Origin of the sequence: Streptomyces sp. NBC_01264, assembly GCF_026340675.1 — a bacterium.
GTDB lineage: Bacteria > Actinomycetota > Actinomycetes > Streptomycetales > Streptomycetaceae > Streptomyces.
Window position 1 is genome coordinate 260,106 of record NZ_JAPEOX010000003.1, and the last position, 17,158, is coordinate 277,263.

Annotated in this window: 19 protein-coding genes; 7 read left to right on the forward strand and 12 right to left on the reverse strand. The window is 70.9% G+C overall.

The features are described 5' to 3' along the window. Positions 1-227 precede the first annotated feature (227 nt). Positions 228-1,454 carry an IS110 family transposase gene (locus tag OG435_RS45000; RefSeq protein WP_266875563.1) on the forward strand — a complete coding sequence of 409 codons (1,227 nt, stop codon included), beginning with the start codon at positions 228-230 and terminating at the stop codon, positions 1,452-1,454. Here OG435_RS45000 and OG435_RS50490 read toward each other — a convergent pair. After that, the gene (locus tag OG435_RS50490) at positions 1,442-2,422 is read right to left on the reverse strand and encodes a hypothetical protein (protein ID WP_353962809.1); all 981 of its coding nucleotides are present in this window, start codon (positions 2,420-2,422) and stop codon (positions 1,442-1,444) included. The genes OG435_RS45000 and OG435_RS50490 overlap by 13 nt on opposite strands. Between OG435_RS50490 and OG435_RS45005 the strand changes: the two genes are divergently transcribed. After that, positions 2,408-2,680 (forward strand): hypothetical protein, encoded by a 273-nt coding sequence (locus tag OG435_RS45005; protein WP_266887005.1) that lies wholly within the window; start codon positions 2,408-2,410, stop codon positions 2,678-2,680. The genes OG435_RS50490 and OG435_RS45005 overlap by 15 nt on opposite strands. A gap of 61 nt (positions 2,681-2,741) precedes the next feature. Here OG435_RS45005 and OG435_RS45010 read toward each other — a convergent pair whose 3' ends face one another. From OG435_RS45010 to OG435_RS45030, 5 genes are all read right to left on the reverse strand, one after another. Further along, complete coding sequence (locus OG435_RS45010; RefSeq protein ID WP_323188036.1) at positions 2,742-3,302, reverse strand: CGNR zinc finger domain-containing protein; 561 nt, start codon at positions 3,300-3,302, stop codon at positions 2,742-2,744. A 71-nt stretch (positions 3,303-3,373) separates the two neighbouring features. Further along, positions 3,374-4,042 carry a TetR/AcrR family transcriptional regulator gene (locus OG435_RS45015; RefSeq protein ID WP_266887007.1) on the reverse strand — a complete coding sequence of 223 codons (669 nt, stop codon included), beginning with the start codon at positions 4,040-4,042 and terminating at the stop codon, positions 3,374-3,376. Between the two features lie 84 nt (positions 4,043-4,126). Next, complete coding sequence (locus OG435_RS45020) at positions 4,127-5,782, reverse strand: AMP-binding protein (protein ID WP_266887009.1); 1,656 nt, start codon at positions 5,780-5,782, stop codon at positions 4,127-4,129. Further along, on the reverse strand, positions 5,779-6,591 hold the full coding sequence (locus OG435_RS45025; protein ID WP_266887011.1) for a class I SAM-dependent methyltransferase: 813 nt from the start codon (positions 6,589-6,591) through the stop codon (positions 5,779-5,781). The genes OG435_RS45020 and OG435_RS45025 overlap by 4 nt, the downstream gene beginning before the upstream one ends. 93 nt (positions 6,592-6,684) lie before the next feature. Then, entirely contained in the window at positions 6,685-7,653 is a 969-nt protein-coding gene (locus tag OG435_RS45030) for a helix-turn-helix domain-containing protein (RefSeq protein ID WP_266887012.1), read from the reverse strand. A 266-nt stretch (positions 7,654-7,919) separates the two neighbouring features. Between OG435_RS45030 and gap the strand changes: the two genes are divergently transcribed. The 5 genes from gap to OG435_RS45055 all read left to right on the forward strand — a co-directional run bounded on the left by gap (position 7,920) and on the right by OG435_RS45055 (position 12,781). Beyond that, positions 7,920-8,927, forward strand: coding sequence for a type I glyceraldehyde-3-phosphate dehydrogenase (gap, locus tag OG435_RS45035; RefSeq protein WP_266887014.1), 1,008 nt, complete (start codon positions 7,920-7,922; stop codon positions 8,925-8,927). 82 nt (positions 8,928-9,009) lie between these two features. Further along, a complete protein-coding gene (locus tag OG435_RS45040) occupies positions 9,010-9,924 on the forward strand; it encodes a pyridoxamine 5'-phosphate oxidase family protein (RefSeq protein ID WP_266887016.1) in 915 nt (304 codons plus the stop codon). Between the two features lie 146 nt (positions 9,925-10,070). Further along, entirely contained in the window at positions 10,071-11,150 is a 1,080-nt protein-coding gene (gene hisC, locus OG435_RS45045; protein ID WP_266887018.1) for a histidinol-phosphate transaminase, read from the forward strand. A 648-nt stretch (positions 11,151-11,798) separates the two neighbouring features. Next, the gene (locus OG435_RS45050) at positions 11,799-12,377 is read left to right on the forward strand and encodes a MarR family transcriptional regulator (protein WP_266887020.1); all 579 of its coding nucleotides are present in this window, start codon (positions 11,799-11,801) and stop codon (positions 12,375-12,377) included. Beyond that, positions 12,371-12,781, forward strand: a complete 411-nt coding sequence (locus OG435_RS45055) for a hypothetical protein (RefSeq protein WP_266887022.1) — start codon at positions 12,371-12,373, stop codon at positions 12,779-12,781. Before OG435_RS45050 ends, OG435_RS45055 begins: the two co-directional genes overlap by 7 nt. Positions 12,782-12,892: 111 nt before the next feature. Here the strand turns inward: OG435_RS45055 and OG435_RS45060 are convergent, their stop codons facing one another. From OG435_RS45060 to OG435_RS45085, 6 genes are all read right to left on the reverse strand, one after another. Further along, positions 12,893-13,678: an ABC transporter permease gene (locus tag OG435_RS45060; protein WP_266886997.1), complete on the reverse strand. Its 786-nt coding sequence runs from the start codon at positions 13,676-13,678 to the stop codon at positions 12,893-12,895. After that, complete coding sequence (locus OG435_RS45065; RefSeq protein ID WP_266887024.1) at positions 13,675-14,649, reverse strand: ATP-binding cassette domain-containing protein; 975 nt, start codon at positions 14,647-14,649, stop codon at positions 13,675-13,677. The genes OG435_RS45060 and OG435_RS45065 overlap by 4 nt, the downstream gene beginning before the upstream one ends. A 38-nt stretch (positions 14,650-14,687) precedes the next feature. Next, positions 14,688-15,356 carry a DUF4097 family beta strand repeat-containing protein gene (locus OG435_RS45070; RefSeq protein WP_266887026.1) on the reverse strand — a complete coding sequence of 223 codons (669 nt, stop codon included), beginning with the start codon at positions 15,354-15,356 and terminating at the stop codon, positions 14,688-14,690. A 253-nt stretch (positions 15,357-15,609) separates the two neighbouring features. Next, entirely contained in the window at positions 15,610-16,044 is a 435-nt protein-coding gene (locus OG435_RS45075; protein WP_266887028.1) for a YdeI/OmpD-associated family protein, read from the reverse strand. 106 nt (positions 16,045-16,150) lie between these two features. Next, positions 16,151-16,564 carry a VOC family protein gene (locus OG435_RS45080; RefSeq protein ID WP_266887030.1) on the reverse strand — a complete coding sequence of 138 codons (414 nt, stop codon included), beginning with the start codon at positions 16,562-16,564 and terminating at the stop codon, positions 16,151-16,153. A 61-nt stretch (positions 16,565-16,625) separates the two neighbouring features. Then, the gene (locus tag OG435_RS45085) at positions 16,626-17,156 is read right to left on the reverse strand and encodes a helix-turn-helix transcriptional regulator (RefSeq protein ID WP_266887032.1); all 531 of its coding nucleotides are present in this window, start codon (positions 17,154-17,156) and stop codon (positions 16,626-16,628) included. Positions 17,157-17,158 lie beyond the last annotated feature (2 nt).

Here is a 17,158-nt window from a genome sequence, read left to right on the forward strand (position 1 = left end):
CGTAGAGACTTGATGTTGTAGCCGCCAGCAGGTGAGCACTTCCGATGCCGGAGCCGTTCGAGTTCTGTGGTCAGACCGTGCCCCTGCTGGTCGGCCGGGAGGCCATGACCGCTGATGGGATGGCGTGCCCGCCCACGGGCGTGAGCACTGGATCCATTAGGCCGCGTGCCGTGCCTTCCGCAGGCTGCTGTGCAACTGAACGAACGGATACGAGCGGGAGAGAACTGTTGCTGCTGATCGGTGACGACTGGGCCGAAGACCATCACGATGTCGAGGTCCAGGACGGGACGGGCCGCAAGCTGGCCGTCGCGACCCTGCCCGAGGGGGTGGAGGGCATCGCGAAACTGCACGCGCTCATCGCGAAGTACGGTGGCGCGGATGTGGACTCCGCCGAGGTGGTGGTGGGGATCGAGACCGATCGCGGCCCGTGGGTGCAGGCCCTGATCGCCTCCGGCTACCAGGTGTTCGCGATCAACCCGAGGCAGGTCAACCGGTTCAAGGAACGCTACGGAACCTCCGGCGCCAAGAGCGATAAAGGCGATGCGCACGCGCTGGCAGACATGGTCCGTATCGACCGTGACCAGTTGCGGCCCGTCGCTGGAGACAGCGAGCAGGCCCAGGCCGTGAAGGTCGTCGCCCGTGCCCACCAGACACTGATCTGGGAACGCACCCGCACCTTCCAGCGGCTGCGCAATACGCTGCGCGAGTACTTCCCCGCGGCCCTGGACGCCTACGCCGACTTGGCGCTGACCAGCACGGACGCACTGGAGCTGCTGATCAAGGCGCCCACGCCCGCCACCGCGGCGAAGCTGACGCGCCCCCAGATCACCGCGGTCCTGACCCGCCACCGCCGGCACAACCGGCCCCAGAAAGCCGCCACGATCCAGACCGCGCTGCGAGAAGAACACCTCGGTCTGCCCGAACCGGTGACCGCCGCCTACGCGGCCGCCGCGACAGCCCACGCGCGCCTGCTGATCAGTCTGAACGAGCAGATAGCCGAGCTCGAAAGGCAGGTGAAGGCACATTTTCTTGAGCACCCGGACGCTGAGATCTACCTCTCGATGCCCGGCATCGCGGAGATCACCGGCGCCCGGGTGCTCGCCGAGTTCGGGGACGACCCCACCCGCTACGACAACGCGAAGGCCCGCAAGAACTACGCCGGGACCAGCCCTATCACCCGGGCCTCCGGCAAGAGCCACACCGTCCAGGCCCGCTACGTCCGCAACAACCGCCTCGCCTCGGCCCTGCAACTCCAGGCGTTCTCCGCGCTGAACACCTCACCCGGCGCCCGCCGCTACTACGACAAGCAGCGCGCCCGCGACGCCGGCTACAACCCTGCCCTCCGCCAGGTCGGAAACCGCCTCGTCGGCATCCTCCACGGATGCCTCAAAACCCGCACCCACTACGACGAAGCAACCGCCTGGTCACACCACGCCCAGCTCTATCCCTCTTGACATGAAACGGCATGGGATGTCTGACCTGGCCGCCGTTTCCCGGGCCGGGTGTGAAGTACCCGACCCGGCCGGCGTCGGTTCCGAAGCAGGCGCTGCGGCCTGCGGGGACGTCCGCGGAGCGCTGTCCGAGGCCCCCCAGCGGTGCCCGCTGTGGCGGGACGGGAACCAGGAACCAGCCCGTCACCGGGATCCCGTTCCTGCTGCCGTCGTCCAGGGTCAGTGTCCCGCTCCACCGGACGCGTACGGCCTCGGGCACCGTCGGGGCGGGCGGCTTGGTCTCCGGCGGCGGGGTGGAGCTCGGTGGCGGGACGGGCGCGGGCTCCGGCGCGGGGGAGATGGAGGCCGGGGCGGACGGCGTGGAGGAAGGCGTCGGCGGAGGCGTGGGGCTGGACGAAGGGGTCGGGATCGGTGCGGAGCTCTCGGGCCGAGCTCCGGTTGTCGTGTGCTGTCCCGGGGCCGGGTTGCCCCGCTGGAGCAGTACCGCTCCCCAGACGATCGCGGCCACCGCGATCAGAACGGCGGCCAGACCCGTCGGCGGGAGGCGGTGTCCCCAGGGGGAAACCGCCCCGCGGCCAGGGCCGGAAACAGCTTCGGGGAACGGCCCTGGCCCCTGGTGGGGCTCGAGTTCGGCCGAACCCTCGCCGGGAAGCCGGGCCGGCCCCCGGGTCCTGACTCCGGGCGGCCGGCTCGGCCAGCAGCCGGGCGGTCTCGGCCTCCCGGTCCTGGACCTCCCGCAGCGCCCGCTCCTGTTCGTAGAGCGCGGCCCGCTCGCTGTTGCGCCCGCCCACCGGGCCCAACGCCCGCTCGTACAGGGCCGTCACCAGCTCGCGGACAGCGGTGGTGAGCGGGGCCCGCCCGCACCGGTCCGCTTCCTCCAGCAGCGCCTCCACGTAGGCGCTGCGCGGCAGCCGGTCCCCGTTCTCGTACCGCGAGACCGAGGTGATGCTCCCCCCGTGCAGGGCCACCATCGCCCGCTGCGACAGACCCGCGTTCTCCCGCAGCAGCCGCAGCTGTTCACCCAGCGCCCGCGCCGCCGCCGCGGAACCCGGCACCCTCCAAGCCGGAGCCGCCCCCGCTCCGGCCGTCGCTGTCAGACATGGCTGCTCCTGGCGGGCGCCATCGGGTACGCCGTCCACCGCCACCCGGCCCTGACCGCCCCGCTGACGGCGGCCGGGATGGCCGTGGCCCTCGTCGTGACCTGCGTGTGCACCATCGCCGCCCGTTGACGTGCCGTGCGGCCCCGAGCGCGCACGCCTACGCCGGACCCCGGCAGGGGCGCCGCACCGCTCAGGCCGTGGACGCCGTCCGGCGGGCATAGTGGCGGGCGGCCTTCGCGCGGTTTCCGCAGCCGGTGCTCGTGCACCACCGGCGGGTGCCGTTGCGGCTGACGTCGTGGAAGCGCAGCCCGCACGTCGGGTTGGCGCAACTGCGCACCCGGTCCCCCGCGGTGCTGAGCAGCCGGAGGTAGTCCGCCGCCGCGAGGTACCCGAACAGGCGGCCCGAGTCCGGCGCCTCCAGTCGCTCCACGGGCCCGGCGGCCGTGAGCAGCCGGCGGATCCGGCCCGCGTCGAGCAGCCGGTTGAAGGCGTCGAGCGCCCGCGGCCCCGCATCGGCGCGCCCGACCACACCGGCCAGCGCGGAGCGGGCGGCCCGGGCGGCACTCAGGGTGTTCCGGTCGGCGCGCAGCTCGCCGCCGGCGTAGGCGGCGGCCACCCGGGACCCGGACAGCCAGCACGCGAGGCCGGCGGTGGAGTCCAGCAGGTCGTAGCGGCCGTACCGGTCGTGCCAGTGGGTGTTGAGGAGGTCCAGGCTGAGCGGTTCGCCGGTCAGCGGACGCGGATCGGGCACGCTCGCCCCCATCGCCGCCCTCGTCGCGGACCCCGTCGCAGCGCCCGTCGCCGCCCCCGCGCGGTCCGCACTCATGCCCGCAGCCCGGTGTGCACGGGTTCGGGTACGGCCGCGAAGGCGCAGTACGGCGAGGAGCCCTCGGCCCGGTACAGCTCCACGGCCTGCGGCGCCACGAGGATCCCCGGCAGGATCAGCTGCCACAGCCGGGTCAGGTGCCCGCGCAGCGGCCTGCAGGATCGGCCCGGTCGGTGCACCTCCCCCCGCAGGCACACGTCCATCCCGATCAGGGAGTACACGAGCTGCGCCGCCGTCCCCCAGGGGTCGGCCGCGCCGGCCAGCGCGTCGGCCAGTTCCTCGCGGACGGCATCGGTCCAGGAGAAGCTGCCGTCGGGGTAGTGCACGAACTCCCGGGTCAGCCGCGCGCCCGCCCGTACGACGGGGTCGTGCCCGAGCCGCCCGGCGACGGCGTGCGTCATGTCGACGGCGGCCTGCAAGGGCCGCATCCCGCGGTGCGGCACGGCGCCCAGCGCGCTGACGATCGTCTGCCGGGCTTCGGTCCGCACCGCTCTGACCAGGTCGTCCTTGGCGGGAAAGTGGTACATCAGGGCGCCCTTGGTCACTCCCGCGGCGGTGCAGATCACCGCGAGCGAGGCCCCTTCGTAGCCGTAGAGGTCAATGGCCTTGGCGGCGCCGTCGATCAGAGCCCGTCGTGTCCGCTCGGCTCGCTCCTGCTGCGCCATGGGCGCTCCTCGTGCGTAGGGGATGGAGACGTACGGATGGTGCCGCCGGGGGCTGGGCCCGCACCGGCGGCACCATCCGTACGGTCAGGCCGCGGTGCCGGCCGGGACGGAGGCCCGGCTGTCCTCGAAACTCTTGCGGAGCTGGGCGCGGCGGAGCTTGCCGATGCCGGTCTTGGGGATCTCGGACCGGTCGACGGGCAGCAGGTGCGGAACGTCGACGCCCAGCCGCTCCCGGACCCGCTCGCGGATCCGCTCGCCCTGTTCCCCGGTGATGCTGCCGGCGCGCGGGCTGAAGAAGACCGCGAGCTCCTCGGCGCCGCCGGGTTCGGCGGTGACCAGGGAAGCGACGGTGTACGAGGGCTCGATGAAGTCGAGTTCCTCCACGGCGGCCTCGATCTCGTGGCCGTGGTAGGCGATCTCCCCGAGCTGGATGACGTCGTCGGTGCGGCCGGTGACGGTGAGGATGCCGTTCTCCACGTAGGCCAGGTCGCCGGTCTTGAACCAGCCGTCGTCCGTGAAGGACTGCCGGTTCTGCACGGGGTTGTCGTAGTAGCCGGAGGTGATGGTCGAACCGGTGACCTGGAGCCGGCCGGTGACGCCCCACGGCACGAGCGCGCCGTGCTCGTCGACGACCCGGACGCGGGTACCGGGCTGCGGGCGGCCGACCGGCACGTAGCGGTCGTCGCCGGCGGCGGCCTCGGTGAACTGGCAGTCGGCCACGCCCGCGGTGGTCTCGGACATGCCCCAGCCCGGGAACATCGCGGTGGCGGGCAGCCCGTAGGGGGCCAGCAGGTCCAGGAAGCGGCGGACGACGCCGGAGCGGACGGCCTCGCCGCCGTTCATGATGTAGCGCAGCGGGCTCAGGTCCCAGCCGCGGCCCTCGAAGCGCTCGGCCTGGTCGTTGACGAGCACGAAGGCGAAGTTGGGCGCCCAGGTGGTGTCGGCCCGGTGGGTGGAGACGGCGTCGAGCCAGCGCAGCGGGTCCTCCAGGACCCACTGGATCTTGGCGTGGACCTGGGCGCAGCCGAGGAAGACGTCGCGCGCGTGGAACATGATCAGCCCGCCGATGTGGTCCAGCGGCATCCAGTTGAAGGTGCGGGTGTCCGCGTCGAGCTCGTTCACGCGGGAGGTGGCCGCGCTGCGCGTGAGGATGTTGCGGTGGGTGAGGCTGACGGCCTTGGGCACGCCGGTGCTGCCGGAGGTGAGCAGCAGCACGGCCGGGTCCGCGGCGTCCGGCTCGTGCCAGGCGAGGTCAGGCTCGTGGGCGGTGCGCAGGCTCGCTACGTCGCCCAGGTGGGCGGCGCTCCACCCGGCGTCGGCGGTGACGGCGGGCGCGAGCTCCTGGCCGGTGCCGGTCAGGACGCGGGGGCGGCCGTAGCCGGCCCACACGCGCTCCAGCAGGCCGGGGCCGTTGACCGCGTCGGCGCTGACGGGCAGCGGGAGGAAGCCGCCGAGGACACAGCCCCAGAAGCCGGCGAGCAGGTCGGCGTCGTCGGCGGACTGCAGGATGATCTTCTCGCCGATCACGGCGCCGGAGGCACGCAGGCCGGCCAGGACGCGCGAGGCGTCGTCGAGCAGCCCGCAGTAGCTCTGGTGGACCTCGGTGCCGTCGGCGCGGATGTACGTCACCCCGCGGCCGTCGCTCTCGCCGACGGCGCGGACGAGGGCGGCGCCGAGGTGCGCGACGCCGGTTTTGGGGGCGGGCCCGCCGTCGAGCAGCGATATGCCGGTGCCGGTCATACCTGGTTCTCCTCTTGCTGAGCGGTGTCGGAAGCGGTGTGGGACGCGGTGTCGGCGGGGGTCACGGGGGTCGCGGTGGCCACGATGACGAGCGGGCCCCGGCCGTGGAAGGGCGCGGGCTCCTTGCGGAACCCGCCGTACTCGGCCGTGATGGTCAGTCCCGCCGCGGCCAGCAGTTCGCGCACCTCGGGCCCGGTCAGGACGGCCTGGTCGAAGAAGTTGTCGTACATGGCGACGTTGCCGTCCGCGGCGCGGACCAGCAGGGTTTCCTCATTGCGCCAGTTCGCGGCGTGCGCGTTGATGAACTGGCGGGCGAGTCGGGTGATGAGGACCCCGTCGCGGCGGTGGTGGCCGACGCTGTGGGGCTGGAAGGAGTCGACGAAGTTCAGCAGGTGGCCGAACTCCAGGACGACCTGCCCGCCGGGGTTGAGCAGCTCGCGGACGGAGCGCAGGACGGCGGGGAGCCGGCCCCGGTCCAGGTAGTTCAGCGTCATGAACAGGCTGTACACGAGGTCGTAGCGCTCGTCGGTGCGGTACTCCTCGGCGCGGGCCTCCACGTAGGAGATGCCCTCGTCGCCTGCGGCCCGGGCGTACTCCAGGAACGCGGCGCTCTGGTCGACGCCGGTGCCTCGGTGGCCGCGCTCGCGCAGGGCGCGCAGGTTGGAGCCGGTGCCGCAGCCCAGGTCGAGTACGGTGCCCGCGTCGGGGAGCAGGGACGCGAGGAACTCCGTCTCGGCGTCGAGGTTGCGGAAGTCCTTCCGCATGATCTCGTAGTACTCACCGGGGAATTCGAAGCTCGTGCCGGTCAAATCCGTCATCCTCCTCGGATGTCAGTGCTCGTCGGTCGTCGGTGCTCGGCGGTCGCGTCGGTGCTCGGCGTTGTCCTGCGGCGCTGCCGTCCCCTACGCGGGCACGGCCTCGCGCATGGTCCGGTAGCCGCGCGGGGTGAGCCCGTACCGGTCGCGGAAGAGCCGGCTGAAGTGCGAGGCCTGGTAGAGCCCGGACCGCTCGCCGATCACCCCGACGGGCAGGTGTTCGAGCCGCGGGTCGCGCAGCTCCGAGCGGCAGCGGGCGAGGCGTTCGTCCCGGATCCACCGGGCGGGGCTGGTCCCTTGCTCGTGGAAGATCCGCTGGAGGTAGCGCAGCGAGATGTTGTGGTGCTCGGCGACCGCCTGCGGGGTGAGGTCGGGGTCGGAGAGCCGTGCGCGGATGTACGCCTGGATGCCCAGCATCAGGTCGTGCCGGGCCACCTCGTCCTCGGCGGCGACGTGGCGCAGCCGGTCGGCGAGGACGGCCGCGGTCAGGCCCGCCACGGTGGCGCCGACCCGGTCCATGGCGGAGTGGATCTCGGTGCCGTGGTCGTGGAGTCCGGCGAGCAGCTGGGAGAGCAGGGCGCCCGCGCCCATCCGCCCGCACCAGCCGGTGGCGGTGAGCTTCGCGGTGTCGCCGGCCGACATGCCGAGGTGCCGGTGCGGCAGTTGGACCTCGACCAGGTGGAAGGGCCGGGGCAGGAGGAGCCGGTAGGGCCGGCTGGAGTCGCAGCAGATGATCTGCGGGCCGCTCGCCTGGCCCCGGCGGCCGTCCTGGTGGACGTGGATCTCGCCGGCCAGTGCCCGGAACACCCGCAGGGACTCGGCGGGGTCGGGGCGGATGTGCCGGCCGGGGCGTACGGCCTCGTGGGCCTCCCCGGTGACGAGGGAGATGGTGACGTCCCCGAACTCGCGGCGGACGGTAGTCCCGTGCACGGACTCGCCGTGGGCCCGGATGACCCGCGCCGCCGTACCCGAGACGGGCGGGGCGGGCGCGGTGAGCGCGGCGAGCGGTGGACTGCGGTCCGGCACGGATGCGCTCGGCCCGCGAAGGGGCAGCATGTCCATCGTTCTCCTCGCTCCGGGAAGCGTCGTGTCATCGTGACAGGCAGGCCCATAAAAACATACCTGCGTGCACGTACTCGCATAGCATCAGATGTTCCAATGCGCGGGGCCCCACCTCGGCTTTCGTGCGTAAACAGGCCATGAACAGGCGCATTTACGCAAGCCGGTCGACAGGTCAGCCAGTACAGTTGATGGCGAAGACTGGCCGGACAACGCGGCTTCACGTGCGGTCATGGATGTAGTTTCCGAACGAGGGGTATCACGTGACGATCAAGGTCGGCATCAACGGATTCGGCCGCATCGGCCGCAGCTTCTTCCGCGCCGCCCTTCAGCGGGGCACCGGCCTGGAGGTGGTCGCCGTCAACGACCTCACCGACGCCAAGACGCTGGCCCACCTGCTCAAGTACGACAGCACGCTCGGCAAGCTCGGCCACGACGTCCGCGCGGTCGAGGGCAACCTCGTCATCGACGGGCGCACCGTACGCGTGAGCGCCGAGCGCGACCCCGCCAAACTCCCGTGGGGCGAGCTGGAGGTGGACGTGGTCATCGAGTCCACCGGCGTCTTCACCGACGCGCACAAGGCACGCGCCCACCTGGAAGCCGGCGCCCACAAGGTCATCATCAGCGCACCCTCGAAGAACGAGGACCTGACGATCGCCTTCGGCATCAACGACGCCCTCTACGACCCGGCCGTGCACGACATCGTCTCCAACGCCTCGTGCACCACCAACTGCCTGGCCCCGCTGGCCAAGGTCATCGACGACGCCCTCGGCATCGAGCACGGCCTGATGACCACGGTCCACGCCTACACCGCGGACCAGAACCTCCAGGACGGTCCGCACACCGACCTGCGCCGCGCCCGCTCGGCGGCGACGAACACCGTGCCGACCACCACCGGCGCCGCCAAGGCGATCGGCCTGGTCCTGCCCCAGCTCAAGGGCAAGCTCGACGGGTACGCGCTGCGCGTGCCGATCCCGACGGGCTCCGCCACCGACCTCACCGTCCGCGTCGGCCGCGCGACGACGGTCGAGGAGGTCAACGAGATCTTCGCGAAGGCCGCCGAGGGCCCCCTCGCGGGCATCCTCACCTACACCGACGAGCCGATCGTCTCCAGCGACATCGTCACCGACCCCGCGTCGTGCATCTTCGACTCGGGCCTGACCAAGGTGATCGGCGACGGCCGCCAGGTCAAGATCGTCGGCTGGTACGACAACGAGTGGGGCTTCTCCAACCGTGTCGTGGACACCGCCCTGCTGATCGGCGCCCGCTGACCGGCGCCCCGTAGACGGGCGCCCCCCCGACGGCGACCCCGTCGGCCACGGCGCCCGTCCCGACCGGAGGTTCCCGATTCCCGTGATCAAGACCCCCCATCACGAGGGTGAACAGGCCGTCCAGAAGCAGGCCGGCGAAGGCGGTCCCGGCTGGGGCTCGCCGATGTTCGACGACGTGATCCAGCCCGGGTTCGACCAGTACCTGATGCGCCAGCGCATGCTCTTCCTGGGCGGCGCCGACGCCACGGGCGCCATGTGGTCCTCACTGGTCACGGGCGACCCCGGCTTCGCCCTGCCCACGAGCCGGCGCACGATCGCGCTGTCCTCCCTGCCCGTCCCGGGCGATCCGCTCGCCGGAGCCTTCGCCGAGACGGCCGACATCGGGCTGCTCGCCCTCGAACCCCACACGACGACCCGGATCCGGATCAACGGCGTGGCGCGGCGCGAAGGGGAATCCCTGCACATCCGCACCGAGCAGGTCCTGGGCAACTGCCCCAAGTACCTCCAGGTACGGGTCCCGGTCGCGGACGGGCCGGCCTCCGCCTCCCGGGAGACCCGGGGCGGCGACGCGCTGACACCCGAGCAGGAGAAGTGGATCCGCAGCGCGGACACCTTCTTCATCGCCAGTCAGGCCGACGGCTACGGCGCGGACTCCTCGCACCGGGGCGGCGACCCCGGCTTCGTCACGGTGGCGGGACCGCGCAGGCTCGTATGGCCCGACTACTTCGGCAATTCCTTCTACATGACCCTGGGCAATCTGCAGCTCAACGAGAACTGCGGACTGCTCTTCCTGGACTGGGAGTCCGGCCACACCCTGCAACTGACGGGCAAGGCACGGATCAACTGGGCCGAGGGGGACCGGGCGGACGTGCCCGGAGCCCTGCGGATGTGCGAGTTCGACATCGAGCGCGTGGTGCAGATCGACGGGGCGACCCGGCTGCGCTGGGCGTTCGGCGGTCCCTCGCCCTACAACCCGCCGGCGCCGTCGCGGGGCTGATCCCCCCTCAGCCCCGCGCCGCCCCCTCCCCCGGTCCCCCCTGGTCACCGTCCGGCCGTGCCGCCCTCCCCCGTCGGCGCGGCCGGACGGTGTCGCATCCCCGTCCGGCACCTCTCCCCGTCTAAGGACTGACTGCGCCATGCCCGATGCCGACGATCCGTACACGACCTCCCCCCCGGCTCCGCGCCGACGTCTCGACGCTCCCCGCCTACGTGCCGGGCCGCGCGGCACGCGACGAGTTCGTGGACAAGCTCTCCTCGAACGAGAACCCGTACCCGCCGCTCCCCTCCGTGATCGCCGCGGTCGAGACCTGGCTGGGCCGCCTCAACCGCTACCCCGACCCCGGCGCGGCCGAGCTCATCACGGAGCTGTCGGACCTCCTCGCCGTACCCGCCGACCACCTGGTCCTGGGCACCGGCTCGGTCGGCATCACCCAGCACCTGGTCGCCGCCGCCGCGGGCCCGGGTGACGAAGTCGTCTTCGCCTGGCGCTCGTTCGAGGCGTACCCGCTGCTGGCCTGGGCCGCCGGCACCACCTCCGTCCAGGTCCCGCTGCGCGACGAGACCCACGACCTGGACGCCCTGGCCGACGCGGTCACCGACCGCACCCGCCTGATCTTCGTCTGCAACCCGAACAACCCGACCGGCACCGCCGTACGCCGCGCAGAACTGGAACGCTTCCTGAACCGCGTGCCGGCCGACGTCCTGGTCGTCATGGACGAGGCCTACCGCGAGTTCGTCGACCCCGCCGAGGACATCCCGGACGGCATCGACCTCTACCGGGACCGCCCCAACGTCGCGGTCCTGCGCACCTTCTCCAAGGCCTACGGACTGGCCGCCCTCCGCGTCGGCTACGCGGTGGCCCACCCCCACGTCACGGCCGCCCTGCGCGCCTGCTCCGTCCCCCTCGGCGTGAGCGGCCCCGCCCAGGCCGCCGCCCTGGCCTCGCTGCGGGCCACCGCGGAACTCCGCGACCGCGTGGCCGACCTGGTGGCGGAACGGTCCCGCGTCAGCGCCGCCCTCCGCGCGGAGGGCTACGAGGTCCCCGAAAGCCACGCCAACTTCGTCTGGCTGCGCCTGGGCTCCCGCACGTCCTACTTCGCGGACGCCTGCGAGGCGGCCGGCCTGATGGTCCGCCCCTTCGCCGACGAGGGCGTCCGCATCACCATCGGCACCCCCGACGCCAACGACCGCCTCCTCAAAACGGCAGCCGACTGGGACCGGTGAACGCAGCCTCGTAGCTCATCCGGCCGCGCCTGCCTGAAAGCAGACCCGTGTCGAGCTCAGCCACAGAAGGTGTGCCCAGTGCGGCCCGCACCCCGGATCCGGCGAACGGGCGCTACTCCGCACCACAGACGGCATCAGCCACTGTGCTGCTTGCCTCCGACGGAAACCCCACCCGGCCCGCCACTGACCGGCCGACCCGCACCCAAGAAGCGAGCACCGGAGCGCAGCGCAGGGCGCAGCCGACCCGTGGAGTCCGCAAGGTGCCCACCGGCACCAGTTGCTCTTATGGAAAAGAGGGCAGTTCCGAAAAACCTACTCTGACCTGCGAGTTCACCAATGTCGATGTGTCAGCGCTGACACATCGACAGGCGACGATGTGTCAGTGGGCAGCACCAACGACCCCATTTTCTCCCATCCAACTGGGAGAAAATTCGATACGCCCTGGTCAGGCAAGGGGAGGCCCCCGACGCACGCGAGGAGCGTGTCGGCACCGACACGCAAAAGTCACACCGGCTGGGAGGTTTTCTCCCAGTGCACTGGGAGAACCCGCTAGGCTACGTGCCGACTTCCCCTTGAGTGAGGATGGAACCCACGCACATGGCGCGCCCCCAACCCATTCGTCGAGCGTCCGCCGCGCAGCCTCCGCTCGTGCCCGTCTCCGGCTCCGGCGAGGAGTTCAGGGAGACGCTGACCGAGAAGTTCGCGGACCTCATCGGGAAGGGCCCTGTGCGTGGCCGGCCGGTCCAGCAGGTGGACGTCAGTGTCCGGGTGACCCAGCGTGCCCCGCACGAGATGTACGGGACGGCCGGCTTCAGCGCCGTCAGCAACGAGTTCCTCAGCGAGGTCCTCGCCGTCCTCATCGCCCAACACGGCATGTCCCCCATCCAGTCCGCCGTCCTGGTCTGGTGCATCGGCAAGCAGAAGGAGGGCTGGGTCAGGGCGACGCACAAGCTGATCGCCGAGCGGCTCGGGGTCGAGCGGGCCAACGTCACCCGGGCCGTCAGCCGCCTGGAAGAGTGGCACATGATTCAGAAGGTCCGCCCCGGTGTCCTCTTCGTGAATCCCCTGATCGGCTTCATGGGCAACGGCGATCGGCAGCAGGAGATCCTGGCTAAGCTGCGGCACGGTACCCCAGAAAATGCGTTTCCCCTGCTCAATGCTCCACCCGCCCCACGAAGCGCGCAGGTGGAACTCGGTCAGGACCAGGAGGAGGAGTCGGCATGCTGATCCAGGCGACCTTCGGGCACGGGATGCTTCACAAGCTGCAGCTCTCCCGCGGCGCCCAAGATCTTCTGAGCGCCCTGATCGACCTCCAGGAGCCGGGTGGCGAGGTCCGGATGTCCCAGCAGGAGCTCGCGGCTCGTGTGGGCCTCGGCAAGAACGCCGCGTCGACCGCCATGGCCTCACTGGTCGACCGGCACCTCGTTCTGCGCCCGGAGCACAGTTACCGCACCTACATCCTGCATCCCTACATCGCGGGCTACGAGACCGTCGAAGCCCTCACGGCCGCGGTACGGGAAGCGGCCCGCAGCATCCAGAACGGCACGCTCGGCGAACCGTCCGCCCCCCGCTACGAAACCGCGCCCCCCAAGAGGCAGATCCGAGAACTCCGTGCCGTCAGCGGCGCGTAGCCACCGCCGGCATCCGCAGACGAACGGGGCGGCGCACTCCGACCTGTCGTCGGGGTGCGCCGCCTGTGGACGGGGTGGGGCGCGGGAGGGCCGGCTGCGGGGCCTCGGGCGCTACTTCGGGTCACTGTTGAACTTCGAGGCCGACCAGAAGTAGCCGAGTACCGCGAGGCCCAGGCACCAGGCGACCGCGATCCACCCGTTGTTGCCGATCTCGCTGCCGAGGAGCAGGCCGCGCAGGGTCTCGATGGCCGGGGTGAAGGGCTGGTATTCGGCGATCGGCTGGAACCAGCCCGGCATCCCCTCGACCGGCACGAAAGCACTGGACAGCAGCGGCAGCAGGATCATGGGCAGCGCATTGTTGCTCGCGGCCTCGGCGTTCGGGCTGATCAGCCCCATGCCGACGGCGATCCAGGTCAGCGCCAGAGCGAACAGCACGAGCAGCCCGAACGCCGCGCACCACTCCAGAACCGTCGCGTCCGTGGACCGGAAGCCGATGGCCACGGCGACGGCGCCCACGAGAACCACGCTCGCGATCGACTGCAGCACACTGCCGACGACGTGCCCGATGAGCACCGCCCCGCGGTGGATCGCCATCGTGCGGAACCGGGCGATGATGCCCTCGGTCATATCGTTGGACACCGACACGGCCGTGCCGATCGTGGTGCTGCCGATGGTCATCAGCAGCAAGCCCGGCACCAGGTACGCGATGTAATCGGAGCGGCCACCGCCACCGATGCCCGCGCTCATCACATCACCGAAGATGTAGACGAAGAGCAGCAGGAGCATGATCGGCGTGAGCAGCAAGTTCAGCGTCAGGGACGGATAGCGGCGCGCGTGCAGGAGGTTGCGGCGCAGCATCGTGGACGAGTCGCGGACGGCGAGGGCGAAGGAACTCATCGGACGTTCTCCTTGGACTGAGCAGGCAGGGCGGACTTACCGGGACGAGGGTCGGTGCCGGTCAGAGCGAAGAACACGTCATCGAGGTCGGGCGTGTGCACGGTCAGCTCGTCCGCCTCGATGCCCGCGGAATCCAGCAGGCCCAGGAGGGAGCGCAGAGCGCGCTGACTGCCGTCACTGGGGATCCGCAGCTCCAACGCCTCGTCGTCCCGGGTGACCTCGCCGAGCACGGTGGTCGCCCTCCGGTAGACGGTCGGGCCGGAGAACCGCAGCCGTACATGGCCTCCAGGGATCAGCCGCTTCAACTCCTCCGCAGTCCCCTCGGCCGCGATCCGACCGTCGTTCAGCACCGCGATCCGATCCGCGAGCTGATCGGCCTCCTCCAAGTACTGCGTGGTCAAGAAGACAGTCACCCCGCCCGTGACGAGCTCGCGGATGATCTGCCACATGTTGTGACGAGAACGGGGATCCAGACCGGTCGTCGGCTCGTCAAGGAAAATGATCCGCGGATCACCGACCAGGGTCATGGCTATGTCGAGGCGACGCTTCATGCCACCGGAGTAGGTCGAGGCCGGCTTCTTCGCGGCCTCCACCAGGTCGAATCGCTCGAGGAGTTCGGCGGCCACCCGCCGCCCCTCCCGCTTGGACAGGTGGTGCAGGTCCGCCATCAGCAGCATGTTCTCCTCACCGGTGATCAGCCCGTCAACGGCCGAGAACTGCCCCGTGACACCGACCGCACCACGCACCGCCTGCGGGTCGGCCGCGATGTCGTGGCCGCCGACCCGGGCCTGTCCGCCGTCGGCGGTGATGAGCGTGGAGAGGATCTTCACGACGGTGGTCTTGCCGGCACCGTTCGGGCCGAGCAGGGAGAAGACCGTTCCCTCCGGGACGGCGAGGTCGATGCCGTCGAGGACGGTCTTGTCGCCGTAGGACTTGCGCAGCCCGTTCGCCGTGATGGCCCAGCTGGTCATGAGCGGTGCTCCTTTACGGATCTACGGATCTACGGACGTCAGAGGCTGCGGGCGGTGATGTCGCCGTAGGCGGTGGTCGCGTGGATGTCGAGGCCGGCGGCGGCGCCGTCGGCGTTGCGCAGGGCGTTGTGGATCCGGCCCAGCGAGGTGCCGGCGTCGATCGTGGCGCTGACCCCGGCGGCGGCGCCGATCGAGATCTCGCCGTACTCGGTGCGCAGTTCGACCGTGCCGCGCACGGCCTCGGCGATGCGCAGGTCGCCCTTCTGCGTGCTGATCCGGGCGGGGCCGCCCAGGCGGCCGACCGCGACGTCCCCCGCCGCGAGGGTCAGGTGGGCGCTCGCGGTCTCGTCGAGCTTGACCGAGCCCTGGGCGCCTTCGAAGACGACGTCACCGAGGCGTCCGACGCCGCGGAGTTCGGCGGCGGCCGCCCTCGCCTCGACGCGGGAGCCGGCGGGCAGCTGGACGGTCACCTCGATGAAACCGGAGGCGCCCAGCAGCTGGTTCTTCGCCGGGACCGCGATCCGCAGCACCCCGTCGGCGTACTCGACCGAGGTCTGCTCGGCCGCCTTGACGTCGCGGTTCTTCGAAGCGTCGGCGGGCCGGACCTCGACCGCGGTGTCCGTGCGGTCCGCGGCGATGAGGCGGATGCTGCCGGCCGGGATGTCCAGAACGGCGGAGATCGGGGTGGGGGTGGCGAACTTCTGCATGATTCTCTCCTGCGACTCGTTGTTTCCGATGAGGGAAAAGCTACGTTGCTTTCCATATCTCGACAAGGAAGTCATTACGAGGAATCTAAATAACACCAGGTCAGACCGATCAAATCGTTGCGCAGGCTTAAAGTTGAATGCAACGACGAGAACGCGCCCGTTGCAATGGATTGGAAGTGAAAGCTACAGCCGCGGGCAGCACGAAGCCTCCGCACGGCGGTTCCACAGCCGGCGGAGGCTCGCTCACGGGATGTCAGCCGCGCAGGGCGGCGATGGCCTTCTCGATGCGCCCCCGGCGCGTTTCGGGCTTCTTCGCGCTCTCGATGGCGCGGACGTGCTCGCGCTTGCGGCTGTACGTGAGGTGGTCGTACGCGGCACGGGCGACCGGGTCGGCGTCCAGGGCCTGGGCGAAGTCCGCGGGCTCGACGACGACGCGCGGCTCGGTGTCGAGCTCCAGCTCGACCTCGACTTCTTCGCCGATCTCGACTTCCGCGGCCTGCCGGTTGGCATGGCTGAGGCCGATCAGGTGGCGGCCTCGCAGGAGGGCGACCCGGCTCTGCCAGGAGTGTCCGTTGATCGTGATCGTCACCGGCGGCCGCGCGCCGCCGCCGAGCGCCGAAACCACCTCCGGCGGAACTACGAGGCCCCGCATGGGCTCGGGCGGCTCGACGACGGACTGGAACTTCAAGGCCTTCTCCTCTTCTTCCTGCTGGTTCAAAGCCGTCCGGGACGGCGGAGGAACGTTCCCCCGCCGTCCCGGACGGCTGTCGGACACCGGTCGCGGCTGCTCGCGACTACTCCGCGTAGGGCTGGTCGGTGCCCTGGTCGCTGTAGCCGAGGCTCCAGACGTAGCCGTCCGGGTCGGCGAAGGTGCCGCCGTACCCGCCCCACGGCAGGGCGCCGGCGGGCTTGAGGACCGTGGCGCCGGCCTTCTGCGCCTCCGCCATGATCTCGTCGACCCGCGACTCGCTACGGACGACGTACGTCAGGACCAGCCCGCTGAAACCGCTGCCTTCCTGGTCCGTGCCCACCTGCTGCGCCAGGCCTTCGCGGCTGTAGAAGCCGACCGGCGAGGCGCCGTCCGACTCGAAGAACACCGAGATGCCGAAGTCGCTCTGGACCTTCCAGCCGAGCCCCTCGGTGTAGAACTGCTTGGCCCGGTCCATGTCCCGGACACCAAGAAGGATCGAGCTGACGTGCGCCTTCATGTCCTGCTCCTCGCGCTGTGAACGGTTGCGGTGGTTGCGGTGGCTGCGGTTGCTGTGACCATCACGCTAGGGCCTGGAGGGCGGCCGTGGCTTCTCGATTCCTGACCGGTCTGGAGACCTGCTTCGCCACGCACGCCGGCATCCCCTCCACCTTGATCACCGGCCCCACGCCGCCGGCCGTACCCGTGGCACCCGCACCACCCGCAGGGTCAGCCCCCGCGTCCGCCGCCTGGCGCCGGAAGGCCCCCGGGGGCATGCCGACCAGCTCGGTGAAGCGGGTGGTGAACGTCCCCAGCGACGCGCAGCCGACCGCGAAACAGACCTCGGTGACGCTGAGGTCGCCCCGCCGCAGCAGCGCCGCCGCCCGCTCGATGCGCCGGGTCATCAGGTACGCGTACGGCGACTCCCCGTACGCGGCCCGGAACTGCCGGCTCAGGTGTCCGGCGGACATGTTCACGTCGTGGGCGAGCGCTTCCACGTTCAGCGGCTGCGCGTACTCCCTGTCGATCCGGTCCCGGACGCGGCGCAGCCGCGCGAGATCCTCCAGGCGCTGCGCCTGGACGCGCGCACGGCGCCATGCGGGCTTGCACATGA

What these genes read in the sequence shown, in the direction of transcription:
- OG435_RS50490 (WP_353962809.1), bottom strand. Translation starts at nt 2,422, where the DNA reads ATGGTGGCCCTGCACGGGGGGAGCATCACCTCGGTCTCGCGGTACGAG.
- OG435_RS45015 (WP_266887007.1), bottom strand. Translation starts at nt 4,042, where the DNA reads ATGGCGCAGCAGGAGCGAGCCGAGCGGACACGACGGGCTCTGATCGAC.
- OG435_RS45020 (WP_266887009.1), bottom strand. Translation starts at nt 5,782, where the DNA reads ATGACCGGCACCGGCATATCGCTGCTCGACGGCGGGCCCGCCCCCAAA.
- OG435_RS45030 (WP_266887012.1), bottom strand. Translation starts at nt 7,653, where the DNA reads ATGCTGCCCCTTCGCGGGCCGAGCGCATCCGTGCCGGACCGCAGTCCA.
- hisC (WP_266887018.1), top strand. Translation starts at nt 10,071, where the DNA reads ATGCCGACGATCCGTACACGACCTCCCCCCCGGCTCCGCGCCGACGTC.
- OG435_RS45055 (WP_266887022.1), top strand. Translation starts at nt 12,371, where the DNA reads ATGCTGATCCAGGCGACCTTCGGGCACGGGATGCTTCACAAGCTGCAG.
- OG435_RS45060 (WP_266886997.1), bottom strand. Translation starts at nt 13,678, where the DNA reads ATGAGTTCCTTCGCCCTCGCCGTCCGCGACTCGTCCACGATGCTGCGC.
- OG435_RS45065 (WP_266887024.1), bottom strand. Translation starts at nt 14,649, where the DNA reads ATGACCAGCTGGGCCATCACGGCGAACGGGCTGCGCAAGTCCTACGGC.
- OG435_RS45070 (WP_266887026.1), bottom strand. Translation starts at nt 15,356, where the DNA reads ATGCAGAAGTTCGCCACCCCCACCCCGATCTCCGCCGTTCTGGACATC.
- OG435_RS45080 (WP_266887030.1), bottom strand. Translation starts at nt 16,564, where the DNA reads ATGAAGGCGCACGTCAGCTCGATCCTTCTTGGTGTCCGGGACATGGAC.
- OG435_RS45085 (WP_266887032.1), bottom strand. Translation starts at nt 17,156, where the DNA reads ATGTGCAAGCCCGCATGGCGCCGTGCGCGCGTCCAGGCGCAGCGCCTG.